The following is a 25,637-nucleotide window of genomic DNA, read 5'->3' on the forward strand; positions in this document are numbered from 1 at the left end:
CTGGTAGAGCAGAGCAGGCTCAGGGCTACTGAAAGCCCGCTCCGTACCGCTTAGCGGTCGGAGCCGGGTAGTTTACTGCAGGTGTAAGCTCTAAAAGGATCCCCTGGGTGAGGAGGAGAACTGAACATGGCGGCAAAGCAACTCAAGTTCTATTGGAGCCCCCAACACCAGCTCTTTAGCTGCGATGGCGCCAAGTTGGAGGGGCACGGCTACATCCAAACCAACCCCTCCCATGACCTGGTTCACCTGCTCATTGCCGCCAACGGCAACATGCCCTGGCAGCCGGTGGAAAGCCGCGAGCAAACCTGCTTTGCCGAGTACAACGCGGTAATGCTGGAGCACCTGTTGGTCAACTGCTTCAACGCAGCGGTGCTGGGATCCCTGCCTGCCCAGCAGATCATCCCAGAGGCGCGGAAGTTCTTGCGGTGGTTTGTTTCAGAACATTACGCCCCTTTTCCGGTGTCTGAAGAAGAGGCTTTTCGTCGCTTTGCTGCGCACCTGGATATTGAGCGCATTGTGCGTTTGTTCCCCTATTTTTACAGTCTGCGGGCTTGGGAATGCTTCAGCCTCGATTACCGCGCCGAGACCTACGACCTGGAGTTCACCTCCGAGGATGATCCCGTTCGAGAGGCCCCGGAATGGGCGGCGGATCCCAACATTTTGGAGACTCAGGAGCTGGTGCGGCAAAAGCTCTCTGAGGCAGTAGCCGAGGCGGGCTCGATCCGGCCCAAACCGGAGCCCGTTTTCCCGCCAACTTCGTCAGCTTCTCCTCTGTCCGATCCCCCAGCCAAGACCAGGCAGAAAAAAACCGGACTCGGCTTCAAGCCTGCCCGTTGATGGATCCCCTCACCCCTTTCCCACAGGGAGAGGGGAAGACTAATCTGCGCCTTTCACTAGCCGACGAAAGGCCTTTTTGCCCACCTGCAAAATCCGCCCGGCCAGCTCCGAGGCATGGGCAAACTCCAGGTCGGGATCCTCCACCTTTTGCCCATCCAGCCGCACGGCGCCCCCTTGAATCTGCCGACGGGCCTCGGCGGCACTCTTGCACAGGCCACACTCACGCAGGATGTAGCTGAGTTTAACAGGGTAAGACAACCCATCGATGGCAAAGGTGGGGATGGATCCCGTTTCGGCAAGAATACCGTCTAGCACCAGGGCTTGGGCGGTGCGCTGGGCCTCTTCTGCCGCTGCAGGGGAGTGAAACTGGGCCACTAGGGTCTTGGCTAGGAGGATCTGCCGCTGGCGGGGATCCTGCGGCAGCTCGGCAAGGGGCACTGAGGTGAGCAACTCAAAGTAGCGCTCCACCAGGTGATCCGGCACCTTCTCCAGCTTGGAGTACATGGTGAGGGGATCCTCAGTCAGCCCCACGTAGTTGTTTTTGGACTTGGACATTTTCTGGTACCCGTCCAACCCCTCCAAAAGCGGCACCGTCACGCAGAACTGCGGCGCTTGGCCCTTCCAAATTTGCAGATCCCGACCGGTGAGCAGGTTAAAGCGCTGGTCGGTTCCCCCCAGTTCTACGTCGGCTGCCAGAGCCACCGAGTCGTAACCCTGCAAGAGGGGATAGAGAAATTCGTGCAAGTATACCGGCGTCCCGGCTTGGTAGCGCTGGGCAAAGTCTTCTTTGGCCAGCATCTGCCCCACCGTCATCTGGGCCTGGAGTTCGATCAGCTCGCTGAGAGTCAGGTGGGCCAGCCACTCGCTGTTGCGGCGCACCTCCAGCCGGCCAGGGGTCTCAAAATCCAAGATCTTGCCGGCCTGCTCCAAGTAGGTGCGGGCGTTTTCCTCCACTTCTGCTGGGGTGAGGCGGGGACGGGCCTCCGATTGGCCGGTGGGATCCCCGACCAGCGCCGTGAAGTCCCCGATGAGCAAAATAGCCACATGGCCCGCATCCTGGAACTGGCGCAACTTGCGCAACACCACTGAATGGCCCAGGTGTAGATCCGGTCGGGTGGGATCGATGCCCAGCTTCACCCGCAAGGGACGATTTGTTGTGGCCAGGCGCTCCGCCAGGGCAGCAGGCCCTCCCGGAAAGATCTCGGCCACCCCCCGCTCAACAATTTGGGCTATCAACGGATCCCGGTACGTTGGCGAAACTGAGGCTGACGATAAACTCAAATCCTGCTCCTCCGGCTGAACCCATGAGCCATTTTAAGCCCACGCAAATTAAGCCCACGCAAAAGATGGTCGGCTCTCAACTCGCTCCACCTAGCCCGGTTGGAGTTGTCGATGGGTGAGGTTGGCCATCCTGCCGGGCCGATAGACGCCGCCCTATAATGGGTCTGGCTTGTTGTTGCTTTGCAACACGGACGTGACAGGGTTTTTGACGTGACCTACGGTCGCAGACCATTGGCCCGCCGGGCGAGAAAGCCGGGGTTGGAGCGTGTCTCCAATTCCCCTTTTTCCGGATCGGGGTTTGACGAGCACGCCGACTATGCCCCACCCGCCCGCCCCTCCCGGATCGCCCAGGTTGCCGGTGTGGTGGGCAATCTGTTGCTGGGATCCCTGCTCTTGGGATCCACGGCAACGGCTGCCGGATTGGTGGGGCTGGCCATTAGCTTCCGCAACTTGCCGGACGTGCATCAATTGCGGGATTACGTGCCCATTGCCACCACCCACATTGTCGATATTCGGGGCGAGCCCATTGCCAGCCTACACGGGGAGGCCAACCGGGAAGTGATCTCCCTTGAACAGGTCTCGCCGGAGATGAAAAAGGCCTTGCTGGCCATTGAAGACAGCCACTTTTACACCCATCCAGGCATTAATCCGGTCAGCTTGGGCCGGGCGATCCTAGGCAGTGTGGAGGGGGGTATAGGCTCGGCGGGGGGGGGATCCACCCTGACAATGCAGTTGGTCAAGAACCTGTTTTTGAGGCCGGAGCGTACCCTCAGCCGTAAAGTCGCCGAGATCGTGTTGGCGGTGCGCCTAGAACAGGTCTTCAGCAAAGACGAGATCCTGGAGATGTACCTCAACCAGGTGTACTGGGGGCACAATCTCTACGGCATCCAGGCGGCGGCCCGCAGCTACTTCAACAAGGATGCGTCTGAACTGAACTTGGCTGAAGCGGCGATGTTGGCTGGGATCCTGCCGGCCCCGGAAACCCTCAGCCCCTTTCGCAACCTGGAGGGAGCCAAACGGCGGCAACACCTGGTGCTGGATCGTCTGGTGGAGCTGAAGTGGATTACCCCCGAGGAAGCCCAGGCGGCGCGGGAGCAAAAGCTGACCTTAGGCCGCATTACCTCCTTTCAAAGTAACGCCCCAGCAGTTACCGACGCCATTGAGGCGGAGCTGCGGCGCCGCTATGGGGAACAAGCTCTAATGCAAGGAGGTCTGCGGGTTCAGTCCACCATCGATCTGCGTCTGCAGCGCCTTGCCCAGCGCATTGTCAATGAAGATGGCCCCCGCATTGGGGCAGCTCGTCGTGCCGATCAAATGGCTTTGGCGGCAGTGGATCCCCGTACCGGCTATGTGAAGGCCATTGTGGGCGGGATCAACGCTCAGCGGGGCCAATTTAACCGCGCCACCCAGGCGTTTCGCCAAACGGGATCCACCTTTAAGCCCTATGTGTACTACGCGGCTCTGGCCAGCGGGCGCTATTCACCCGGCAGCATCTTGGAAGATACCCCCGTCACCTATCCCGGCTCGCCACCCTACAGCCCGAAAAACTACGACAACACCTTCTATGGCTCCCTCACCTTTGCTCGGGCTTTGGAGCTCTCCCGCAACGTGCCCACGGTCAAGTTGGCCGATGATGTTGGGATCCGCAACGTCATCGCAGCGGCTCAGGCCACCGGCATCAGTGCCGAGATGTTTCCCAACTTGGCTACAGCTCTGGGCTCGGCCAGCGTCAGCCCCCTGGAGATGGCGGCCAGCTATGCGGTCTTTGCCAATGGCGGATATCGGGTGGAGCCGACCCTCTTGGCCCAGGTGGTGGATCGCAACGGCCAAATCCTCTTCGAGGCCAGGCCCCAGCCGGAGCGGGTTTTGGATCCCTGGGCGGTGGCTACGCTCAACCAAATCCTCAAAGGGGTGGTGACCCAAGGCACCGGGAGGGCAGCTCGTCTGGACGATGGGCGACCTGTAGCCGGCAAAACCGGCACCACCTCTGATTTCCGCGACGCTTGGTTCATCGGCTATGTGCCGCAACTGTCTACCGCCATTTGGATTGGCAACGACAACAACTCCCCCATGCTGCCCGGCACCGCCGGCGGGGCCTTTGTTGCCCCCACCTGGAAGCGCTTTATGACTGAGGCTCTGCAAGGGATCCCACCTCAGGACTTCCCCAGCCCGCATCAATTTCCCCCTCCCCGACCATGACCTACAGCGAGGAGCGGCTGGCGCGCATCGAGCGCACTGTCGAGGCCAACGCTCAGGCCATCGCCCAACTGGCCCGGCAAAACCAAGAGCTGATGCAAACCATTGCCGGCACCGAGGAGCGCATTGCTAGAGCCGAGGAACGCATTGCCAAAGCCGAGGAACGCATTGCTGGCGCCGAAGAACGTCTGGAGGCCGAGGTCAAACGCTGGGACGAGCGGTTTTTCCAGCTCAGCCGCGATACCCTCAACTTCACCCGCAATGTAGTGACCATCGCCGCCATCACGGCTGTTTTGATCCCCCTGCTCAGGGATGTCGCTCCCCTGCTGATCGAGCTGTTGCGGGAGGGATCCCGTTAGCCCTCTGTAGCTGGGACATCTCGCTTTTCCAACCGCTGGCCAACAAGTGGTTATCGGCAATTGCGCTGAGACAGCCGCGATTCCACCTCTCTGGGGTCGAGCAGGGTTCCAACCGGAATCGAGGTGTCCAAGGGATCCCAGCGCGTACTGATTCTGAGTTACACTAAAACTGCAAAGAAAGGTAACGCCTTTTTCCTTTTTCTGGTTATCCTGACCCTTCGCCGCGTTCTTTCTTGCATTCCTTGCACAAGACACAGAGGACAGACGATTATGGCTTTTGAACTCCCGGCTCTGCCCTATCCTGCTGACGCGCTCAAGCCCTACATGTCGGCAGAAACCTTCTCCTACCACCACGGCAAGCACCACGCAGCCTACGTAGCCAACCTGAACAAGCTCATCGAGGGCACCGATCTGGCCAACAAGTCTCTGGAGGAGATCATCAAAGCCACCTTTGGGGATCCCAACAAAGCGGGTATCTTCAACAATGCTGCCCAAGTTTGGAATCACACCTTTTTCTGGGAATCCATGAAGCCAGGCGGGGGAGGTGCGCCTACCGGGCCTATTGCCGACAAGATCAACGCCGACTTTGGCGGCTATGACAAGTTTGCAGAAGCCTTCAAGACGGCAGCCGCCACCCAATTTGGCAGCGGTTGGGCCTGGCTGGTGCTGGACAACGGCACCCTGAAGGTCACCAAAACCCCCAATGCCGAAAACCCCCTGGTTTACGGCCAAACGCCCCTGCTCACTTTGGATGTGTGGGAGCACGCCTACTACCTGGATTACCAAAACCGGCGGCCTGACTTCATCAGCGCCTACCTGGAGCACCTGGTGAACTGGGATGCCGCCAATGCCCGGCTGGCTGCCGCCTGACTCCACCTGTTCTGGGATCCCTTGACGGGGGATCCCATCGAAGACTAGCCCTATGTCTCTGTTTGCGAAGGGATCCTTGGGGATCCCTTTTTTGCGCCTAGTCTTTCCCCAAGCGTTCTCGCTCCTCGCGCAACCGCTCCAGAAAGCCGGGGGTAGGGGGTTGGGTTGGAGGGGCTGCAAGGGGAGCAGAAGTTGGAGCAACCCGGTTCATCTGGGGGAACAGGGGTTGGTTGATGGGCGGCGGGGGGAGAGGCTTGGCCGGGACAGGGGCTGGAGAAGGTGGAGCAGGGGGAGGGGGTGTGGGCACGGCAACCGGTCGGGGCGGCGGCGCAGCAGGGGCTGGAGGAGGAGGTGACACCTGCCGAGTTGGAGCGGGGGGCTGAGGGGTAGAGGACACTGCCTCTGGAGTTGCCGCTGGCCTGGGTGTGGGCTCGCTTGCGGACTCACCGATTCCCAGATCTGGGGCGGGATCATCCTCAAACACCGGTTTGCCCTCCGGATCCCGTAGCAGCCAGTCCAGCAGAGGTTCAGGAGTGGCTGAGGGATCCCGCTCAGGGTGCTCTGCACCGCCGACTGGAAGGGGGCGTTCGGGGGCAGCAGGCGGTCTTTCGCTGCCTGGGCCCGGATCCAACAGCAGACGCAGGCCCCAGAAGGTGCTCCCCGCAATGACAACAAAAAGGGCTATCCCAGCCCAGAGGGGAAACGGCTTGGCCTCGGGCTCTGCCTGGGTACTGAGCAGGTGTGTGCCCGACTGCCCTGCATCTACCGCCGCCAGGGTACGCTCGGAGAAGATGGGTGCGGCTGGGGGGGACGCGAGGGAAGAGCCGGCAGCGCTCTGGGAGCGCAGGGATCCCTCCAATTGGGCGCTGAGAACCTTCATATCTTGGGGCCGCTGGTCGGGATCTTTGGCCAGACAGGAGAGCACCACCTGTTCCAGCTGCAGCGGAATTTCATAGGGCAAATTTGCGCGATTGAAGGGTTGGGGCTGCTGGTAATTGTGGGCCTCGTACCAGCCGGGGAAAGAATCGCTCTTCGGCTGGAGGGGGTGTTGCCCGGTCAACATGCGGTAGAGCACCACGCCAAACGAGTAAATATCCGAGCGGGCATCCAAGGCTTCCCCGCGCAGCTGTTCGGGAGAGGCGTAGCGCACCGTACCCAAAAAGCCGGTGGTCTGGGTGCCAAGGGCAAGGGAAACCTCGCTGAGCAGCTTAGCAATGCCGAAATCCAAGATTTTGACGGTTTCCCCCAGGGTTTCATCTTTCAGGACGAAGAGGTTGCTGGGTTTGATGTCGCGATGGATCACCCCCTTGATGAGATGGCCATCCTGCTCAGTCTCCAGGTTGTGGGCGTAATAGAGACCGGCACACACTTGGCGGGCCATCCTCACCACCTGTTGAGGCGGCAGCACCGGCTGCTTGAGCATCAGCTCCCCCAAACTGCGCCCCGTCAGGTATTCCATCACCAGGTAAGGTTGGTCGTTCTCTAGGCCATAGTCCAATACCTTGACAATGGCAGGGTGCTCCCCCAGCAGCGTGCTGATGCGAATTTCCTGCTGAAAACGTTTGTGCAACTGGCGTCGGGTGTTGTCATCGCCTGCTAAGTTTTGGTGCAACAGCTTGACCGCTACCGGACGGTTGAACAGGCGCGTATCGACAGCCTTGAACACCCGCCCCATGCCACCTGCTGCAATGCTGTGAACCAGTTGATAGCGCTGGCCGATCACTTTTCCAGGAGCAAGCTGGTGCATAGGCAGCCTAGGAGCATGTACCCTCTGATTCTAATGCGTGTTTCTCGGGGGTTTCTCCCGCCTTTCTCTGGGCACTACTGCCAAGCTGTTTTCACTGCTTAATGTGTCTTAATGTGTCTGATGTACTTACTTTTGAATACTTACTAAACGCCCTGCCAGCGATTGAAGGCTGGACAAAGACTGTGGACTACGGAGATCTACTTTAGAGCCGAGGGAATCTGATAGACTCATGCGGGCGCTTTGCCGGGTCTGTTATCGCTGTCTGTCGGGTATTTATGCTGGCTCACTGGCTCCAAATGTCGGGGATCCCTCTAGCCATGATTGGCCCTGTTGAGAATCCGGTGCTGGTGTTTTTGATCATCCTGACCATCATGCTGGTGGCTCCCTTGCTGTTTGAGCGGCTGCGCCTGCCGGGGATCATCGGGTTAATCTTGGCTGGGCTGGTGGTGGGGCCCTACGGCTTGGGCATCTTGCGGCGGGACGAGACCATCATCCTGCTGGGCACGGTGGGGCTGTTGTTTCTCATGTTCATGGCGGGGCTGGAGACCAGTCTGGAAGATTTGAAGCTCAATGCCGGGAAGGCCACCCTCTTCGGGGCGCTCACCTTTCTGTTGCCCATGCTCATCGGCACAGCAGCCATGTTGGCCATTGGGTATGGCTTTCTGGCGGCGGTGCTGGTGGCCTCTTGTTTTGCCTCTCACACCCTGATCGGTCTGCCCATCATCTCGAAGCTGGGGTTGATGCGCCTGCAGACGGTGACGGCAACTTTGGGGGCCACCCTCATCACCAATGTCCTGGCTTTGTTGGTGCTGGCGGTGGTGGTGCGCGCCCACCAAGGGGAGCTGTCGCTGCGCTTTTGGCTGACGTTGATCCCTTCCATTGCCCTCTACACGTTTGCCACCCTGTGGGGGGTGCCTAAGCTGGGCAGTTGGTTCTTTCAACGCTTTGGTCACGACGAGGGAGCAGAGTTTACTTTCGTGATCGCCACTTTGTTTGTGGTGGCCTACGGAGCGGGGTTGATCGGCATTGAGCCGGTGGTGGGAGCCTTTCTGGCCGGGACGGCCATTACCCCCATCATCCCCCAGCTCAGCCCCCTGATGAACCGGATCCAGTTTATCGGCAACACCCTGTTTGTGCCTTTTTTCTTGATCTCGGTGGGGATGCTGATCAATCCCGGCATTCTCTTGGGGGAGCCGCGCACGCTGCTGGTGGGCGGAGTGATGATCGCAGCGGAGGTGGTGAGCAAGTTTCTGGCCGCTTGGATCCCGGCCCAACTGTTTGGCTGGCGCTTTGCCAGCGCTATGGTTATGTTCGGCCTGTCGATGGCTCAGGCGGCGGCTACCCTGGCGGCCATCACGGTGGCCTTTCAGGTGAAGTTGGTGGATGAGCTGACGGTGAACGGCATCATTGCCATGATCCTCGTGACCTGTGTTGCCTCGCCTTGGATTGTGGCCCGCTGGGGAGAGCAAATGCAGCCAGCCGAAGTGGCGGCAGAGTCCACCGAATTGCCCAAGCCGGATTGGGGAGCTCGCGTCTTGGTGCCGGTGGCCAACCCGGATACTGAGAGGAACCTGTTACAGTTGGCTTTGATTTTGGCCAAAAAAGATGGGGGAACGCTGCTGCCGCTGCATGTTTTGTCTGACCGTGCCGGGATCTCGCCGGCAGCCCTGGCCCGGCAGGAGCAGTTGCTGACTTTCGCAGAAGCTCTGGCCCACAGCGCCGTGGCCCGAGTGGAGCCGATCCGGCGGGTGGATGACTCGGTGGAAAAAGGGATCATTCGCTCGGCGGCGGAACGGCAGGCAACCTTGGTGATCCTGGGCTGGAAGGGCTACTCCACCTATGCGGAGAACTTTTTCGGCAGCATCATCGACGCGGTGGTGCGGCAGGTGGGGATCCCAGTCTTGATCACGCGGTTTCCGGTACCCATCGAGACGGCGCGCCGCATCCTCTTGGTTGCACCGGAGCTGGAGGTCTCTCCCGGATCCCTGCAGCAGACCATTGGGCTGGCGCAAACGCTGGCCGGCGAATTGAAAGCAGGTTTGCAGATCCTGCTGGTGCAAACCCGACCTGGGCGGAAAAGCTCCCCAGCCTTGCCGGCAGAAAGCTATGCCCACTTGCCGGTTCAGCGGGTGCAGGGGGGGGTGGTGGCAGAAGCCTTCAAAGCGCTGCAGCCAGGAGATGTGTTGGTATTGGTTCCCAGCGAAACCGGCAACCGGTCGCGTCTGGGCCGAGAGCCGGAGACCATCGCCCGCAACCGACCCAGCCTTCCCATCATCGTGGTGCATTTGCCACGGGATTCAGCTCATCCCTTGCGCCAAGGAGATGGGGTTCTGGCGGCCGCAGAGCCCACTTGACAGGGATGGCATTGGGGTGTTGTCTGGCGGACTGGAGCTCTTGTCTCAACGACGCCCCGGCTCCCCTGGTAAACTGGGATACCCCAGGTTCGGAGCAGTCGTGAGCCAGAAGGGAGGCCCAGAGCCATAGACTATGTTGATTGAGGAAGTGGGGATAGTGCCCTGCGGAGCACAGGAGTATGGTTGCCTATTTGCTAGAAGTCGGCTGTGAAGAGCTCCCAGCCAGTTTTGTGGATTCGGCTCTGGAGCAGTGGCGAACCGGGATCCCGGCCTCTTTGGCGGAGGCCCATTTGCAAGCGGAGCAGATGCAGCTTTTCGGTACGCCGCGCCGCCTGGCGGTTCTGTTGCAGGGGTTGCCCACCCAGCAGCCGGATCGCACTTTGGAGGTGAAGGGGCCGCCGGTTCAGGTCGCCTACCAAGATGGCCAGCTCACCCCTGCCGGGGAAAAATTTGCCCAAAAACAAGGGGTGGATCCCGGCAGCCTGGAAATCCGGCAAGTGGGCAAGGGATCCTTTGTGTTTGCGGTGCAGCGGGTGCGGGGCCGGCCAACAGCAGCTGTGCTCCAAGAATTGGCACCCGCCTGGATTACCAACTTGAGTGGGGAACGGCTGATGCGCTGGGCCTGCGGGGATCTGAAGTTTCCGCGCCCCATCCGCTGGCTGGTCTCCCTTTGGGATGATCAGGTGCTGCCTTTGCTGCTGCCGACCCACGAGGACAATTCCATGCCGGGCTTGGTGGCGGGGCGGGTGAGCCGGGGGCACCGCGTTTTGGGATCCCAGCAGGTCACTCTGGAGCGGGCCGAGAGCTACGTTCAGCAAATGCAAGAGGCGGGGGTCAGCCCCGATCCGGCAGTGCGGGAAGCGTACATTCAGGCCGAGGTAACCAAGCTGGCCAGGCAAGTGAATGGGGAAGTGCAGATCCCTGCTCCTTTGCTGCGGGAGGTGGTGCAGTTGGTGGAGTGGCCGACGGCGGTTTTGGGGCGTTTTGAGCCAGAGTTTTTGCGCTTGCCCCCTGCGGTGATCGAGACGGTGATGATCACTCACCAGCGCTACTTCCCAGTACGGGATGGCCGGGATCCCAGAAAATTGCTGCCCTATTTCATCACCATCTCCAACGGCGACCCCCGGCAATCGGAGCGGATCGGGGCAGGCAACAGCCGTGTGGTGCGGGCGCGCCTGGCGGATGCCCGCTTTTTCTACGAGGAGGATCGGCGGATCCCCTTGGCGCAGCGGGTGGAACGCCTGCAGGCGGTTACTTTTGCCGAAGGGCTGGGCTCCATGCGGGACAAGGTGGAGCGCATCCGCCACATCAGCCGCCTCATTGCCGCTGCCCTGAACTTGGATCCCCAGGAGCAGGCGCTGGTGGATCGCACGGCTTACCTGTGCAAGGCGGATCTGGTTACCCAAATGGTGTACGAATTCCCCGAGCTGCAGGGGATCATGGGAGCCGAGTATGCCCGCCACGACGGTGAGCCGGAGGCGGTGGCCGAGGGGATCGAGCAGCACTACTGGCCTTTGGGGGCGGGGGACGCTTTGCCCAATTCCTTGACCGGGCGGGTGGTGGGCTGGGCGGATCGCCTGGATACCTTGGTGGGCATGTTTCGCTTGGGGCGGATCCCCACCGGCTCCTCGGATCGCTTTGCCCTGCGGCGGGCCGCCAACAGCCTGGTGCTGGTTGCCTGGGATGCCGGCTGGACTTTTGACTTTAACTCCCTGTTGCAGAGTGTGGTGCAGGACTATGCCTTTGGCGATGTCCACACCTTGCGAGCCTTGCAGGAGTTTTTGGCCCAACGGATACAGACCCTTTTGCAGGAGGAAAAACGGATTGATTACGACTTGGTCAGGGCTGTGGTGGGGGATCCCGAGTCGGTCAAAGCGGAGGATCCCCAGAAGGCCGAACTCACCTTGCGGGCCCTGGGCAACCTGCCCTTGACCCTGCTGCGGGCGGAGTACCTGCAACACCTGCGGGCCACCGGGGAATTGGCGGATCTCTATCCCACCCTCAATCGCTGCGCCCGCCTGGCAGCCCAAGGGGATTTGGACTACGGTGTAACAGATCCAGCAGCTGCCGTGGATCCCGACCAGTTGCAGGAGGCGGCAGAAAGGGAGTTGTACGAGGCTTGCCAGAAAATCTATCGTCTGGGGGTGGAGCCGGCCTTACGGGGAGATTTTGTCCCCTTGGTGGAAGCTCTGCAAGCGGCAGCCCCTCAGGTAGCCCAGTTTTTTGAAGCCGTTCTGGTGATGGATCCGGATCCTGTGCGACGGGCCAGCCGGCTTAATTTGCTGGGAGTATTGCGCAACCAGTCGCGCCTGTTGGGGGACATGGGGGCTGTGGTTATGGCAGGGGAGTCGTCGCCGGAGAAGACCTCCTAGCTGGCCAATCCAGACACGCTTGGAACCCTCACTCCCGGCCCCTCGGGAGCTTGGGAATGGACATGCAACCTATTATCCAAGGAAGCGCAGACATTGCCGCAAAGCCCGCTGCACCGAGGCCAGGTAGCCCTCTCCAAACAGGTTGAGATGGTTGAGCCAGTGGTAGAGCTGGTAGAGGGGCTTGCGGTGGGGATACCCCTCGTCCAAGGGGTAGGCCTGCTGATAAGCCCGATAGAACTCGGCTGGAAAGCCCCCAAACAATTCTGTCATCGCCAGATCTGTCTCCCGATCCCCGTAGTAGGTGGCCGGATCGAAAATCACTGGGGATCCATCGGCCAAGGCCCCGTAGTTGCCGCCCCACAGATCTCCATGCAACAGAGCGGGTTCTGGCCTGTAATCCTGAAAAAAAGCTTCTAGCTCCGCCATCACCCGCTCTGCGTGAGCCACCCACTCACCCCGGTAGCCTCGCTGACAAGCCAGCCTGACCTGGTAGAGCAGCCGTTGATCCCGGTAGAAGTCCAGCCAGCTCTGCCGCCAACCGTTGATCTGCGGCGTGGAGCCGATGGTGTTGTCGCGCTCCCAGCCGTAGCTGCCGTTGGGGGATAGGGTGCGGTGCAACTGGGCCAACTGGGATCCCAATAAACCCGCAGTCTGCGGACGGGGCGAGGTTAGCTCCAGGTATTCCAGCACCAAGTAAGCCTGCTCTCCTACGGATCCCCAGATGATGGGCTGGGGCACGCGAATGGCCTGGGCAGCCGCTAGGGTTTGCAAGCCCGCAGCTTCCGCTGCAAACATCTCCAGCGCCCTTTCTCCCCCACGGGCCAATTTGACGAAGTAGTCTTTTACCCCTTCTGCAAGAGGGCTTTGGGAAGCGCAGGAAAACCGATAGGTGGCGTTGATGCTGCCTCCGCCCACAGAACGATACTGTAGGGGCTGGATGGGATCCCCTGTTGCTTCTGAAAGGTGCTGGGCGATGGTCTGCCAAAGAGTTTGCATCAGCAGCAAAAGTCAATTGTCGGAGAAAAAACAGGTACTTATGGTCATTTCGGGTAGTCATTTCAGGTTAGGGTGAGACGCCTGAGCCATTGCCTGGGCCATTGAGAAAAGCCCTATGGCCCCGTGCATTCAAAGTTTTAGGTGTGGGCGCAGTCTCCTGGTTTAATTGAAATGACCATAACTCTTTTTTTGTGCTACTTTCACCTTCTCATTCTCAAGAGCACAGTCAATAGCGCGAGGACTCCGTCCCGCTGGCAGGACGGGTTGGACGCCAGACCGGGCTCTATCCTTCAGTCGAGCTTCTGGGTACTGGTCTCCGTCTTGCTGCAGGGCAGCCGAGTCTATCTTGCGCTTACGGGTCTTGACTTTTGTCGGCCTCAGGTCTTCTCGGTTCAGCCAGCGATAAACTGTTGCACGACTAACCCTGTTCATCCGTGCAACTGCTCCCTTCCTGGACATACCCTATGACTCTCTCTCAGGTCTAAGCTTCCTCCTGAGGTCTACCTCCAGGCCTTCTTAGCTGCAGGGCCGTCTCATTCTTAAATGAATTGACCCTGTTCCTAACCTGTGGGGCTCTGGGGTCTTGAGCTTCCGCCTCCTATGGGGAAAGTGGGGGGAGAGCTGTATCTCAAATTAAGTTCGAATTGAGGTCAGCATTAGCGGCGGAGAGGCTCAGAAATGGCCACCACATCCTGCAGAAACTGATCCTGTTGCTGGCGCAAAATGCCCAGGTCAGGACCTTGGTTGAGCAGGACAAAGTGGATGCCATTCGGCAGCTGCCCCATCGTCATCAGCCGATCCGCAGCGGATCCCACCTGAGCAGCCGTGCCTGGGGGCAAGGTGCGCGCCCGCAGGGTGCTGTGGCCAGTGCCCGCTCTGGGCAAGATCCGAGTCGGATCCCCATCTGTGAAATCTACCAGGTGTTCCCAGAGATGAGCTAGGGCGCGGGGGGAAAGGTACAGCGCTCGCCCTCTTTGCCCCAGGCGAATGTCTTGCTCGGCGGGGGCCATTTGGGAATCCAGGCGGGAAATGGGCTGAGCCACCAACCGCTGCCGCAGGTACTCCAGCAGGGCTGTTTCGCCCCCCAGTTCCGCCAACAGGGCTTCTGCCATGGCTCGGTCGTTGCTGCCATTGAGGATCTGCAACAGGGATCCCAGCCGTAGCGAGGTGTAGCTGGCCAGGCAGTGGGCGTCCGCGGGGAGGGCTGTTAGGACTGACACCGAGCCGCGAATGACAACCGGATGGGGTTGTTGAGTATTGCTGAGGAGTTCTGCCAAACGCTGAGCGCCGCCCAAAGGATCGGGTTGGCCCAGCAAACGGAAGGGGGGCAACACCTTCACATCCCCGTCGATCTGGCGAATGTTGAGGCTATGCAAATGGCGGGCCAGCTCTGCCACATTCGCTTCCGTGAAATAGGGATCCCCGCCACCCACCAGGATCAAATCTCCCGTCAAGCGATGGCCCAACCGATGGCCTGTGGTGTAGAAGCGGGTCTCAAAGCGATGCTCGTAACCCCAAGTCTCCAGGGCCATCAAGCTGATGGCCAACTGATCCAAGGCTCCCACCGGCAAAGGTCGATCCAGCCCATGCTCCGCCAACAGCTCCCCTTCCGGCGTCCAGAGCAGGATCCCCTGTTGAGAGAGCGCTCCCCCTTGGGCCGCCAATCCTTGCAAAAAGCCGGACAAGACCGAAGCGTAAGGAGAATCTTCCCACTGCGGCGATTGGGCGCGGGGCCACCAAGGGGGAAGGCCCGGAGTCCCACTTGGGGAAGGCAGCGGCGGCGGTGGAGTGGGGATGGGGGGGAAGGGATTCTGAGTCAATGTGGGAGACTCGACTTCAGCACCTGTGGGGTTGCTCCAGCAGGCCCCCAAGGCCAAAGCACCAGCTAACGGGATCCCTGCCCAGAGGAGACGACGATGGGGGCGCAACCCCTGTGGGATAAGCGGCATGATGACCTCACAAAGACACTTGCAAAGGACAACGGGCTGGCAAAAGACTTGACGCTACTCTAGTGCCATCCGAACTGCCTTGGCAAATCTCTGTGCCAGCCTTTTCCAGCGTTATCGACTCCGGCCAAGGCAAGCCCATCTTTTGCTTGTCAGGGATCCCAGTCGGCTGTGACGTAAACTACCCGACACCAACCGCTAGGCGGTACGGAGCGGGCTTTTAGTAGCCCTGCAGTTAGCAAGCCAACCACGAGCCTCTGGGGTGGTTTACAGCACCCCCAATCGACCGTTACCAGTGCCTTAAACAACCGTTTCTGGTGTCCGCAGTATTATAGCATTCCTCCCGACACCGACCCTACGGGTACAGTGCGGGGCTCCTGCAATTTCTAGCTGATGGGTAGCCAAAAAATGTTGTATGGCCTGATGGATATCTTTATGGATATCTTTTGCAACTGTAATGGCCGCAGATCGTCTGTTGGCTGTGCAAGGGCTAGGCCGTACTGCAGATCACACAACCTTCTCGGCAAACCGTAAGCTCCTTCTCTCCTTCTCCTCAGTAAAAGATAAAATAGGGCGATTTAGATTCCGAGCATTCCAGGCCGCCGATGGGAAACAGTCAAACCGGGGAGATGGTTCAATCGGAAAAGCAGGCTTTCCTGGAACGGTGGCATGACATTCTCGCCCCCAACTCCCTGGGCTACCGCATTCGATTGTTGTCTCAATTGGTGCGGCGGAAGTTGCAGTCTCATTTGGAGCCTTTTGGCCTGACCATCTCCCATTGGGTGGTGCTCTGCTGCCTTTGGGAAGAAGACGGGATCCCTACTTCCACTATTTGTGAGCGCTTGCAGCAGTTGGGGGGCACCATGACCGGGGTGTTGGATGGCATGGAAAAACGGGAGCTGATCCGGCGGCAGCGAGATCCTGAGGATCGGCGGATTTGGCGGGTCTACCTCACACCTGCAGGGGAGGAGCTGAAAGACGTTTTACCCCCTCTGATTTGGCAGTTGCGGGAGCAAACCTACGGCTGTCTCAGCCCAGAAGAACAGGCAACCCTCTCGCGGTTGGTGGATCGGCTGATCGCCCATCTGTCAGTGGATCCAGATGCGGTTGTGCTGGCGGAGCCAAGTCAATAGTCTTTATCTTGAGAGCGCCTTTGGGTTATCTTGAGAGCGCCTTTGGGGGAGGGCGGAGCTTTGTCTGGAGATTTGCTGATCCGAAATGCTGAGCTGCTGGTGCCGGAAGGGGATCCCTGGCGGGGGGATGTGCTGGTGCGGGAGGGGCGCATTGCCCAAATCGGCCAAAACCTCTCGCCAGAAGGGGTGGCCAAGGTCATCGACGCCGAGGGCCATACCTTGATGCCGGGGGTGATCGATCCGCAAGTTCACTTCCGCGAGCCGGGCCGAGAGCACAAAGAAGACCTGCAGACGGGATCCTGGGCCTGTGCCCGGGGCGGGGTGACCAGCTTTTTGGAGATGCCCAACACCGACCCGCTGACGATTGACCAAGCGACGCTGGATGACAAGTTGGCCCGTGCAGGCAGCAAGTGTGTGGTCAATTACGGCTTTTTCATCGGGGCCACTGCCGATAACTTAGAAGAGTTGCAAACGGTGCAGGGAGCCTGTGGCATCAAAATCTTCATGGGATCCATGCATGGGCCCCTGTTGGTGGATGATCAGGCGGCGCTGGAGCGGATTTTCGGGGAAACGGATCCCAACTTCTTAATTGCCGTCCATGCTGAAGATCTGTCTCGCATCAAAGCCCGTAAGGCCCTGTTTGCCGGACGCACAGATGTAGCCGTTCACTCGCAAATTCAGGACGAGGAATCGGCCCTGATCGCCTCACGGCGGGCTTTGGACTTGGCCACCCGCTACCGCCATCGGCTGCACATTTTGCACCTCTCCACCGGCCTAGAGGTGGAACTGCTGCGCCAGCACAAGCCGGCCTGGGTGACGGCAGAAGTGACCCCTCAGCACCTGCTGCTCAGCACTGCCGATTACGCCCGGCTGGGATCCCTGGCCCAGATGAACCCCCCCCTGCGGGATCCCGCTAACCTGGCCCAACTGTGGCAGGGGCTGCATGACGGGATCCTGGATTGCATTGCCACCGACCATGCCCCTCATACTTTGGAAGAAAAGGCTCAGCCCTATCCCCACTCCCCCTCGGGTATGCCGGGAGTAGAGACGGCCTTGCCCCTGATGTTGACGGCAGCCCAGCAGGGGCGTTGTACGCTGGCGCAGGTGGTGCGGTGGATGTGTGAGGCGCCGGCCCGCCTCTACCGGATCCCCAACAAAGGGCGGCTGCAGGTGGGCTACGACGCCGACCTGGTGCTGGTGGATCGCCACACACCCAAACCGGTGCGGCGGGAAGAGCTGCTGACCAAATGCGGCTGGAGTCCCTTCGAGGGCTGGGAATTGGTGGGCTGGCCCCTAGTCACGATCGTGGGCGGACAGATTGCCTTTCAAAACGGCCAGGTGGATCCCTCGGTGCGGGGAAAGGCTCTTCAGTTTCAGCGCTAGCCAGGGATCCCTGCTATCCCGCAAGGGCTTCCGATAGCAGCAGGACAGAAGTGGCGCAGTAGCCTATCCTAGCTTCCCTCTCCCTTTGTGGGAGAGAAGCCAGGCCTGAGGGCGGGATGGCGCAAAAGCATCAGGAACGGTCTCAGGCTGGTTTGCCGATCACCACACACCTCGGCCTGCTGGGTCCGGCAACTCTGGCCCAGAAACTCGTGTTACTCTGAAAATGATAATTGATAATTACTGATAATCAAAATTGAAAACGGCAAGGGGGCCTCATGAAAGTTGCCTACGTGTTCACTCACCCTCGCTGCGGCACCTATAAGTTGGGCCAGATGATCCTGCCCCAGCTAGAAGCAGGGGTGCATGGAGCGCAGGTGGTGGGCATGTTCTTTTTCGACGACAACTGCTTTGTTTTGCGGCAGGGGGATCCCATTGGCGAGCGCTTGGCCAAAGTTGCCCAAGAGCAAAACATCCTGCTGATGATGTGTGACATGTGCGCTCTGGAGCGCAACCTAGCCGAAGGGGAACCCCGCTGGTGTGATGCCCAAGGACGCGGGCGCAGAGAGCCAGCTCGGTGCGTTCCCAAAAACGTCGTCAAAGGAGTGCAGGTGGGCTGTTTCCCTGACCTCTACGAGGCCTTGAAGGACAACCCACCTGACCAAGTGATTACGCTTTGACGGAAGGACCCCGACTTAGCTGACGGCCACAGCCGCCGGCGGCTCTTGGCTGGGCTGAGAGCCGATCTTGCGGAAGATCAACCGCTCGTTGGCTACATCCACCAAAATGCGGTCGCCGGGTAGGAACTCGTTTTCCAGCAGCTTGGTGGCAATGGGATTTTCGATCTCCCGCTGGATTACCCGCTTCAGGGGACGGGCCCCGAACACTGGGTCGTAGCCCACCTCTGCCAGGTAGTCCTTGGCTTCTTCGGTGAGCAGGATCTCGATTTGCTGATCTGCCAGCAGCTTTTCCACCCGCTGCATTTGCAGGCCGACAATCTGGCGAATTTGCTCTTTGGTGAGGGCGTGGAAGATGATCAGCTCGTCCACCCGGTTGAGGAACTCCGGTCGGAAGTGGTGCCGCAGCATGGCCAGCACCTGAGTTTTCATCTCCTCGTAGCGGCTTTCATCGGCCCCAATTTCCAGGATGAGGTCGCTGCCGATGTTGCTGGTCATGATGATGATGGTGTTTTTGAAGTCCACCGTCCGCCCCTGGGAGTCGGTAATGCGGCCATCGTCCAGCACCTGCAGCAGGATGTTGAAGACATCCGGGTGGGCTTTTTCCACCTCGTCAAACAGCACCACCGAGTAGGGGCGTCGCCGCACCGCCTCGGAGAGCTGCCCGCCTTCTTCGTAGCCCACGTAGCCTGGAGGAGCTCCGATTAGACGAGAGACCGAGTGCTTCTCCATGTACTCGGACATGTCGATGCGCACCATCGCCTCGGAAGTGTCGAAGAGGAACTCCGCCAAAGCACGGGCCAGCTCGGTTTTCCCCACGCCAGTGGGCCCCATGAACAGGAAAGAGCCGATGGGGCGATTGGGATCCTTCATGCCGGCCCGGGCGCGCCGAATGGCTGCCGCTACGGCGGCTACCGCCTCGTCTTGGCCCACCACCCGCTGGTGCAAATGGGCTTCCAGGCGCAGCAGCTTCTGCTTTTCCGACTCCATCAGGCTGGTGACTGGGATCCCGGTCCAGCGGGAGACGATCTCAGCGATATCTTCAGGAGTCACTTGCTCCCGCAGCAGCGGCTCGCCGTTGGTCTGCAGCTTGGCCAGGTGAGCCTCCTGCTCTTGGATTTGCCGCTCCAATTCCATCAGCTTGCCGTACTTGAGCTCGGCAGCGCGGTTGAGGTCATATTTTTGTTCAGCCTGTTCGATTTGAAGCTTGACGGCGTCCCGCTCGGCTTTAAGGCTTTGCAGGCGTTCGATAGCCTCTTTTTCAAATTGCCAGCGAGCATTCAACTCCCGTTGTCGCTCCGTCAGGTTGGCCAGCTCCTGCTCAATTTTGCTGAGGCGATCTCTAGAGGCAGCATCATCTTCTTTTTTCAGGGAGAGCTCCTCCATCTGCAGTTGCATGATGCGCCGGTCGATCTCGTCCAGCTCGACGGGCTTGGAGGTGATCTCCATCTTCAGCTTGGCCGCCGCCTCGTCCACCAGGTCGATGGCTTTGTCGGGCAGGAAGCGCTCGGAGATGTAGCGGTTGGAGAGCACCGCTGCCGCCACCAAGGCGGAGTCGCTGATTTTGACCCCATGGTGCAGCTCGTAGCGCTCTTTGAGGCCGCGCAGGATGGAGATGGTATCTTCCACCGAAGGCTGATCCACGTACACCGGCTGAAAGCGGCGTTCTAGGGCCGCATCTTTTTCGATGTGCTTGCGGTATTCATCCAGGGTGGTGGCGCCGATACAGCGCAACTCGCCCCGCGCCAGCATGGGTTTGAGCAAGTTGCCGGCATCCATGGCCCCTTCGCCGGCCCCGGCGCCGACAACGGTGTGCAACTCGTCGATGAAGAGGATGATCTGGCCTTCGGATTCAGTGACCTCTTTGAGCACAGCTTTGAGGCGGTCTTCAAATTCCCCGCGGTACTTGGCCCCGGCAATGAGAGCGCCCATGTCCAGAGCAATGACTCGCCGGTTTTTCAGAGACTCCGGCACATCTCCCCGGTTGATGCGCTGGGCTAGGCCCTCCACAATGGCTGTTTTCCCCACGCCGGGTTCGCCGATGAGGACGGGGTTGTTTTTGGTGCGGCGGGAGAGCACCTGAATGACGCGGCGGATCTCGTCATCTCGCCCGATCACCGGGTCCAGCTTCCCTTCGCGGGCCGCCTGGGTGAGATCGCGGCCATAGCGCTCCAGGGCTTCGTAGCGGGATTCGGGGTTTTTGTCGGTGACCCGCTGTTTGCCTCGCACCTCTTTGATGACCGGTTTGAGGCGCTCTACCGTCAGGCCCAGGGGTGCCAAGACCCGCTTGCCCACCCGCTCATCTTGCAGGGATCCCAAAAACAAGTGCTCCACCGAGATGAAATCATCGCCGTACTCTTTGCGAAACTCCTCGGCCCGATCCAGGGTGGTTTCCAGGCCGCGACCCAAGTAGAGCTGATCCACCCGCGCCAACTTGGGCTGCTGGTTGATGAAGCTTTCCACTTTATCCCGCACCAGCCTCGGATCGATACCTGCCCGTTGCAGGAGGGTTTGGGTGAGCCCCCCCTCTTGATCCAGAAGGGAGATCAGCAAATGCTCGGTTTCCAACTGTTGCTGCTGGTGCCGCCGGGCCACATCTTGGGATTGGACAATGGCGCTCCAAGCTTTTTCGGTAAATTGGTTGGGATTGGTGGGCTGCATAGGAGTTCGGCAGAGCTTTGCTACTCAGTATAGGAAGGCAATACAGACACAGGGAGCACCCTGGACTCTTTCGGGGCAGTAGAGCTGGGTGCCGGAAGCTCCGGTAGGATCTTCCTGATCTAGGTATCGCCTATTTTGCCAGAGCCAGAGTTCGCAACAACCGTCCTCTCCAGCTGCGATCCATGGAGGGATCCCCGCCTTATTCTTCTTCTTCGTAGGGACGGCCTTCCCCGATTACCGCCAGGTCAATTTGTTGGCGGTAGTAATCCACGTTCTTAATCTGCACCTCCACCCGATCCCCCAGGCGAAACTGGCGCCGACTCTTGCGTCCCACCAGCGCCTGCTGACGGCTGCGGTACTCGTACCAATCGTTTTTCAGGGTGCTGACCCGCACCAAGCCTTCCGCCAAGATGGGATCCACCTGGACAAAAAAGCCGTAGTTCTGGACGCCGATGATCAGGCCGGGGAACACCTCTCCCAGGTGCTTTTGCATGAACTCAGAGCGCTTCAGGCCCATCAGCTCCCGCTCCGCCTGCTGCCGGATCCGGTACCCCTCCTGAATTTTGGGCAGTTGCGCCTGGAGAAACGCCTGCCATTCCTCCTGCACCTTGGGCGGCAACACTTGCCAGTCGATTTGGCCGTAGCCGCTGGGGCCGTGCAGATCCACCACGGTTTTGGAGCGAGGGCTGCGGCGATCGCGTCCTTTGCTCAGGGCCAGGTGCAGAGCACGCAAATTGAGCAAGTCGGCATAGCGGCGCAAGGGGGCCGTAAAGGTGGCGTAGGGTTCTTTGAGGCCCAACCCAAAATGGCCGAGTTGCTCTTCCAGAGGCTGGAGACGATACTCGACCGGGGGCAAGGTGGCCAGCATCTGCGCCACCAAGGCCGGGCTCGCGCCAGAGGCCAACACATCGGGAGCGGTGATGCGGGCACAAATCCGCTGCCAGTCCGCCAGAGTTACGACAGCGGGATCTTGCAAATTCAGATCCAGCTTCATGGCATTGGCCAGGCGCAAAAAGCTCTGCAGGGCCTCGGCGGCAGGGGCAGGCTGCACGCGGGCTAAAGAAGGGATCCCCAACTGGCGCAAATGGTGGCCCAGGATTTGGTTGGCCAGCAGGAGAATTTCCGTCATCAGGGCATGGGCGCCGAGGCGATCGCTGATCAAGAGGGGGCCGTAGCCGCTTTCATCGGCAGAGTGGGGAGTGAGCAAATCCAACAGGGGCAGGTCAAATCCCCCCGCCTGGTGACGTTTGGCCCGTAGGATCTGGCTAAGGCGCAGCAGGTTTTGCAGCAGGGCCATCAACTCCGGCACTTCTTCGTCGGGGCCCAAGTCGGCGGTGGTGGCCAAAAGAGCCTGCACCTGACCATAGGACAGGTGAGCCCGCGATTGCACCAGGCTGGGGTAAATCTCGAAGTTTTGTACCACCCCTTCTGGGTCGAGGGTCACTAGCAGTGAATAGGCCAAGCGCTCCTGCTGTGGCAACAGAGCCAGGCGGTTGTGCACCTCCGGCGGAAAGAGAGGCAGCACCATCGTATCGAGGTAGACGGTGGCCGTCCGCTGCTGAGCCTCTTGCTCCAAGGGGTGGTCGGGATCCAGCCAGTGGGCTACGTCGGCAATGTGGATCCCCAGCAGCCAGTGGTCATTCTCTTGCCGCTGCAAGGAAACAGCCACGTTGGGTTCCAAGCCGTGGGGATGCTGCAGATCCAAAGGCTCCAAAGTGATGCAAAACCAATCGCGCAGATCGCGGCGGCCCTTTTGGTCAGAGCGGCTGAGCTTTTTGGGCAGAGCTGCTGCTGCCTCCAACACTGGAGCGGGAAACTCCTGCGGTAGGTCGTACTTGCAACAGACCAAATCTGCATCGATGGAGGCCTCTGGGCCGTCGCCCAAAATTTTGCGAATGGTTCCGGTTGGGGGCAGATCCCCCAGCGGGTAGCGATTCACCTCCACATAGGCCACCCGACCTTCCGCCAGCTCGACAGGGGATCCCTCCGTCAGGGCCAGCTCGAACAGCAGCCGGTCGTCCAAGGGCACCACCCGAAAACCCTGTTCCGTCTGTTTGAGGCGACCCACCAGGGCAGAATTGGCCCGCTCCACAACGGCCACCACCTCTCCCTCAGGGCTGCGGCGACGGTTGCCATCTTTGGTGACCCGCGCCAACACCTGATCCCCATTCCAGGCGCCGCTGAGGTTGCTGCCGTGGATGTACACATCCTCCACCCCCGGCTCGTCCCGAATGGCGAAGCAAAAGCCTTTGCTGGAACAGCGCAAACGCCCCACCACCAAAGATTCGTCCGGCTTGCGCCGATAACGGGGTGGATCCCCTAGTCGTTCCAGAAACCCGGCCCGCACCAGGCCATCTAGGGCAATCTCCAGCATTTCCGGCGCTTCTGGGTCGGCGGACTGCAAGAGGGCAAGAAGAGTATCTTTGTCGGTCAATTGCTCGGGAGGCTGAGAGAGAAAATGCTGAAAAATTCGAGAGAAGTCCATTTTGGGTATTGGCAAAAGAGGAGAGAAGAAGAGGGGTTAAGACATCGCAAGACCCAACCCGTTGGCGTTAGTCACGCTGGCCGGTGACGATAAAAGCTACCCGCTGACCGATGTTGGTGCTGTGGTCGGCCAGACGCTCCAGGTAACGGATCGCCAGCAACATCAATAGAATAGGCTCGACCGATCCGCGAATGTCAGACTGCTGCGCCAACGTATTGTAAAGGTTAGTGTAATCTTCATCAACGGCGTCGTCTTCCCGCTTCAGTTGTCGGCCCAGGTCGGCGTCCAATTCCGTCAGGGCCACCAGGCTGTGGCTGAGCATTTTCTGGCAACGCTGCATCATCACGCGAATGCGGCCCAGCTCCGGGGGCGGCGGGTACATGACCAAGCGCAGGGCCACTTCGGCCAAATCTTTGGCGTAGTCGCCAATCCGCTCCAGATCGCGTACCAGTTGCATCAGGGTACTGATCCAGCGCAGATCCCGCGCCACCGGGGAGCGCAAGGCAATCAAATTAATACAGTCTTTCTCGATTTGACGATAAAAACGGTCAATTTGCTTGTCTTGGGCGATCACCTGTTCGGCGGCGGCCAAGTTCTGTTCAAACAGGGCCTGCTGGGCCAAGACCACCGACTTTTCCACCAGCGCCCCCATGCGCAGCACGTCCTGCTGTACCCGTTTGATGTGAAGTTGCAGCTCGGCTTGCCCCATGGCTTTCTCCCATGAATGTGGGCAGGGGGGAAATGTCTGCAGTCGTTTTGGATTCAACAGAGCCAGTTGATCTCAATCATGGCAAACTTCGCCTGGAATAGGGGCAGGGAAGATGGCCAACTTGGGGGAAGATGAAAATAGCGGTTGCCCTTTGAGGGGGATTCGTCTGTCTGGAGTTCTCGGGTTGCTTTGTCATTGAGACGGTCTCATGGCTCTCCCCCCTATCGTTGTGTTGGACGATGATCCCACCGGATCCCAAACCGTTCACAGTTGCTTGCTCCTCACCCGCTGGGATCCGCAGACTTTGAAGCTGGGGTTGCAGGATAGCTCGCCAATTCGCTTTATCCTCACCAACACCCGATCCCTGCCGCCGGCCAAGGCCGAAGAGGTGACGCGGTCGGTCTGCCGGGCCCTCAAGCAGGCCATGGGGGAGCTGGGGTGGGAGCGGGCCCTTTTTGTTAGCCGCTCCGACTCGACGCTGCGGGGGCATTACCCCCTGGAAACGGATGTGATGGCAGCAGAGCTGGGGCCTTTTGATGCCCATTTTCTGGTGCCGGCCTTTTTTGAGGGAGGGCGCATCACCCGCAACAGTGTCCACTACCTACGGGTGGGGGAGCGCTGGGTGCCGGTGCATGAGACGGAGTTTGCTCGGGATGCGGTGTTTGGCTACCACCACAGCTATTTGCCGGACTATGTGCAGGAGAAAACCCAGGGGCGGATCCGGGCTGAGCAGGTGGAGCGATTGACCCTAGAGCAGATTCGCGCCGGCTGTCTGGAGCGGCTTTTGAGTCTGGAGGGGAATGTCTGCTGTGTGGTGGATGGAGAAACCCAGGCGGATCTGGATCGCTTTGCCCAGGATGTTTGGGCGGCTATAGAGCAGGGGAAGCGCTTTTTGTTCCGCAGCGCCGCCAGCCTCTTGACGGCTTTGGCCCAATTGCCGCCACAGCCGGTTCTGCCAGAGCAGATGGGGCGGTTTGTTCGCTCCTCTCAACCGGGGGTGGTGATCGTGGGATCCCATGTGCAAAAGTCCAGCCAGCAGTTGGCCCGCCTTCTGCAGGAGCCTGAAACCCAAGGCATCGAGGTGGAGGTGAGGCGACTATTGGATCCCGACGCGGAGCTGCTGCCAGGGATCCTGGCCCAAGTTCACAGCGCCTATGAGCAGGGTCTGACGCCGGTGGTCTACACCAGCCGAGAGGAACTGACTTTTGAAAAGGACGCCGTAGAAATGCGCCTGGCTTTTGGACAGAAGGTTTCCCGGTTGTTGATGGGTGTGGTGCAGGGGCTGCCAGAAGGGATCGGCTATCTCATCAGCAAGGGCGGCATCACCTCCAACGACACCCTCAGCGTTGGCCTCAACTTGCCGGCGGTGCGTCTGCTGGGGCAAGTCTACCCTGGGATCTCGATGGTGATCACCCCGTCCGATCATCCCCGCTTTCCCAACCTGCCGGTGGTGTTGTTTCCGGGCAATGTCGGCGAGGCGGATACGCTGCTTTTGCTCCACCGTCGCCTCAAAAGTCGGGGCTTGATTTAGGGTGAAGAGGATGGTCTTGTGGGTTCCTCCTGCCGATGGCTGAAGTTGTCCCCCCGCCGGAAGCCTTGCCCGCCTCGGATGCCTGGTGGGGATCCCTGCGGCA

Annotated in this window: 18 protein-coding genes; 10 read left to right on the forward strand and 8 right to left on the reverse strand. The window is 59.9% G+C overall.

From position 1 onward, the window contains the following. Positions 1–126: 126 nt before the first annotated feature. The gene (locus NW834_RS07015; protein WP_414330718.1) at positions 127–837 is read left to right on the forward strand and encodes a hypothetical protein; all 711 of its coding nucleotides are present in this window, start codon (positions 127–129) and stop codon (positions 835–837) included. Positions 838–876: 39 nt separating this feature from the next. Here NW834_RS07015 and tyrS read toward each other — a convergent pair whose 3' ends face one another. Continuing rightward, on the reverse strand, positions 877–2,073 hold the full coding sequence (gene tyrS / locus NW834_RS07020) for a tyrosine--tRNA ligase (protein ID WP_414380500.1): 1,197 nt from the start codon (positions 2,071–2,073) through the stop codon (positions 877–879). Between the two features lie 255 nt (positions 2,074–2,328). Between tyrS and NW834_RS07025 the strand changes: the two genes are divergently transcribed. The 3 genes from NW834_RS07025 to NW834_RS07035 all read left to right on the forward strand — a co-directional run bounded on the left by NW834_RS07025 (position 2,329) and on the right by NW834_RS07035 (position 5,543). After that, complete coding sequence (locus tag NW834_RS07025) at positions 2,329–4,317, forward strand: transglycosylase domain-containing protein (protein WP_414418596.1); 1,989 nt, start codon at positions 2,329–2,331, stop codon at positions 4,315–4,317. Then, positions 4,314–4,673 (forward strand): hypothetical protein, encoded by a 360-nt coding sequence (locus tag NW834_RS07030; protein WP_414418597.1) that lies wholly within the window; start codon positions 4,314–4,316, stop codon positions 4,671–4,673. The genes NW834_RS07025 and NW834_RS07030 overlap by 4 nt, the downstream gene beginning before the upstream one ends. Positions 4,674–4,943: 270 nt before the next feature. Then, positions 4,944–5,543: a superoxide dismutase gene (locus NW834_RS07035; protein ID WP_414350168.1), complete on the forward strand. Its 600-nt coding sequence runs from the start codon at positions 4,944–4,946 to the stop codon at positions 5,541–5,543. 97 nt (positions 5,544–5,640) lie between these two features. Here NW834_RS07035 and NW834_RS07040 read toward each other — a convergent pair whose 3' ends face one another. Next, complete coding sequence (locus NW834_RS07040; RefSeq protein WP_414426267.1) at positions 5,641–7,290, reverse strand: serine/threonine protein kinase; 1,650 nt, start codon at positions 7,288–7,290, stop codon at positions 5,641–5,643. Positions 7,291–7,607: 317 nt separating this feature from the next. Between NW834_RS07040 and NW834_RS07045 the strand changes: the two genes are divergently transcribed. Next, positions 7,608–9,644: a cation:proton antiporter gene (locus tag NW834_RS07045; protein ID WP_414426268.1), complete on the forward strand. Its 2,037-nt coding sequence runs from the start codon at positions 7,608–7,610 to the stop codon at positions 9,642–9,644. A 179-nt stretch (positions 9,645–9,823) separates the two neighbouring features. Continuing rightward, positions 9,824–12,016: a glycine--tRNA ligase subunit beta gene (glyS, locus tag NW834_RS07050; RefSeq protein ID WP_414426269.1), complete on the forward strand. Its 2,193-nt coding sequence runs from the start codon at positions 9,824–9,826 to the stop codon at positions 12,014–12,016. Positions 12,017–12,088: 72 nt separating this feature from the next. Here the strand turns inward: glyS and NW834_RS07055 are convergent, their stop codons facing one another. From NW834_RS07055 to NW834_RS07065, 3 genes are all read right to left on the reverse strand, one after another. Beyond that, positions 12,089–13,012: a fructosamine kinase family protein gene (locus NW834_RS07055; RefSeq protein ID WP_414418601.1), complete on the reverse strand. Its 924-nt coding sequence runs from the start codon at positions 13,010–13,012 to the stop codon at positions 12,089–12,091. Between the two features lie 162 nt (positions 13,013–13,174). Next, positions 13,175–13,471, reverse strand: a complete 297-nt coding sequence (locus NW834_RS07060) for an IS630 transposase-related protein (RefSeq protein ID WP_414418602.1) — start codon at positions 13,469–13,471, stop codon at positions 13,175–13,177. 197 nt (positions 13,472–13,668) lie between these two features. After that, on the reverse strand, positions 13,669–14,961 hold the full coding sequence (locus NW834_RS07065; protein WP_071818173.1) for a D-alanyl-D-alanine carboxypeptidase: 1,293 nt from the start codon (positions 14,959–14,961) through the stop codon (positions 13,669–13,671). 626 nt (positions 14,962–15,587) lie between these two features. On the opposite strand from NW834_RS07065, the gene NW834_RS07070 reads away from it, so the two are divergent. The 3 genes from NW834_RS07070 to NW834_RS07080 all read left to right on the forward strand — a co-directional run bounded on the left by NW834_RS07070 (position 15,588) and on the right by NW834_RS07080 (position 18,151). Beyond that, the gene (locus NW834_RS07070) at positions 15,588–16,091 is read left to right on the forward strand and encodes a MarR family winged helix-turn-helix transcriptional regulator (RefSeq protein WP_414426270.1); all 504 of its coding nucleotides are present in this window, start codon (positions 15,588–15,590) and stop codon (positions 16,089–16,091) included. Positions 16,092–16,151: 60 nt separating this feature from the next. After that, the gene (locus tag NW834_RS07075) at positions 16,152–17,474 is read left to right on the forward strand and encodes a dihydroorotase (protein WP_414418604.1); all 1,323 of its coding nucleotides are present in this window, start codon (positions 16,152–16,154) and stop codon (positions 17,472–17,474) included. Between the two features lie 275 nt (positions 17,475–17,749). After that, positions 17,750–18,151, forward strand: a complete 402-nt coding sequence (locus NW834_RS07080) for a SaoD/DsrE family protein (RefSeq protein ID WP_414331634.1) — start codon at positions 17,750–17,752, stop codon at positions 18,149–18,151. Between the two features lie 15 nt (positions 18,152–18,166). Here NW834_RS07080 and clpB read toward each other — a convergent pair whose 3' ends face one another. The 3 genes from clpB to phoU form a co-directional block, all read right to left on the reverse strand. Next, on the reverse strand, positions 18,167–20,809 hold the full coding sequence (gene clpB / locus NW834_RS07085) for an ATP-dependent chaperone ClpB (protein ID WP_414331635.1): 2,643 nt from the start codon (positions 20,807–20,809) through the stop codon (positions 18,167–18,169). A gap of 199 nt (positions 20,810–21,008) precedes the next feature. Next, positions 21,009–23,294: a ribonuclease R family protein gene (locus tag NW834_RS07090; protein WP_414357803.1), complete on the reverse strand. Its 2,286-nt coding sequence runs from the start codon at positions 23,292–23,294 to the stop codon at positions 21,009–21,011. Between the two features lie 67 nt (positions 23,295–23,361). Beyond that, positions 23,362–24,003, reverse strand: a complete 642-nt coding sequence (gene phoU, locus NW834_RS07095) for a phosphate signaling complex protein PhoU (protein ID WP_414350183.1) — start codon at positions 24,001–24,003, stop codon at positions 23,362–23,364. A gap of 208 nt (positions 24,004–24,211) precedes the next feature. On the opposite strand from phoU, the gene NW834_RS07100 reads away from it, so the two are divergent. Beyond that, positions 24,212–25,534: a four-carbon acid sugar kinase family protein gene (locus NW834_RS07100; protein ID WP_414418605.1), complete on the forward strand. Its 1,323-nt coding sequence runs from the start codon at positions 24,212–24,214 to the stop codon at positions 25,532–25,534. Positions 25,535–25,637: the final 103 nt, after the last annotated feature.

Origin of the sequence: Synechococcus sp. R60.1 (genome assembly GCF_047461835.1) — a bacterium.
Classification (GTDB): domain Bacteria; phylum Cyanobacteriota; class Cyanobacteriia; order Thermostichales; family Thermostichaceae; genus Thermostichus.

Bases quoted from the DNA above. Each gene is read 5' to 3' on its own strand.
- NW834_RS07040 (WP_414426267.1), bottom strand. From the start codon at position 7,290: ATGCACCAGCTTGCTCCTGGAAAAGTGATCGGCCAGCGCTATCAACTG.
- NW834_RS07055 (WP_414418601.1), bottom strand. From the start codon at position 13,012: ATGCAAACTCTTTGGCAGACCATCGCCCAGCACCTTTCAGAAGCAACA.
- phoU (WP_414350183.1), bottom strand. From the start codon at position 24,003: ATGGGGCAAGCCGAGCTGCAACTTCACATCAAACGGGTACAGCAGGAC.
- NW834_RS07100 (WP_414418605.1), top strand. From the start codon at position 24,212: ATGGCTCTCCCCCCTATCGTTGTGTTGGACGATGATCCCACCGGATCC.
- clpB (WP_414331635.1), bottom strand. From the start codon at position 20,809: ATGCAGCCCACCAATCCCAACCAATTTACCGAAAAAGCTTGGAGCGCC.
- NW834_RS07070 (WP_414426270.1), top strand. From the start codon at position 15,588: ATGGTTCAATCGGAAAAGCAGGCTTTCCTGGAACGGTGGCATGACATT.
- NW834_RS07090 (WP_414357803.1), bottom strand. From the start codon at position 23,294: ATGGACTTCTCTCGAATTTTTCAGCATTTTCTCTCTCAGCCTCCCGAG.
- NW834_RS07065 (WP_071818173.1), bottom strand. From the start codon at position 14,961: ATGCCGCTTATCCCACAGGGGTTGCGCCCCCATCGTCGTCTCCTCTGG.
- NW834_RS07015 (WP_414330718.1), top strand. From the start codon at position 127: ATGGCGGCAAAGCAACTCAAGTTCTATTGGAGCCCCCAACACCAGCTC.
- NW834_RS07030 (WP_414418597.1), top strand. From the start codon at position 4,314: ATGACCTACAGCGAGGAGCGGCTGGCGCGCATCGAGCGCACTGTCGAG.
- NW834_RS07060 (WP_414418602.1), bottom strand. From the start codon at position 13,471: ATGTCCAGGAAGGGAGCAGTTGCACGGATGAACAGGGTTAGTCGTGCA.
- NW834_RS07080 (WP_414331634.1), top strand. From the start codon at position 17,750: ATGAAAGTTGCCTACGTGTTCACTCACCCTCGCTGCGGCACCTATAAG.
- glyS (WP_414426269.1), top strand. From the start codon at position 9,824: ATGGTTGCCTATTTGCTAGAAGTCGGCTGTGAAGAGCTCCCAGCCAGT.
- NW834_RS07045 (WP_414426268.1), top strand. From the start codon at position 7,608: ATGATTGGCCCTGTTGAGAATCCGGTGCTGGTGTTTTTGATCATCCTG.
- NW834_RS07035 (WP_414350168.1), top strand. From the start codon at position 4,944: ATGGCTTTTGAACTCCCGGCTCTGCCCTATCCTGCTGACGCGCTCAAG.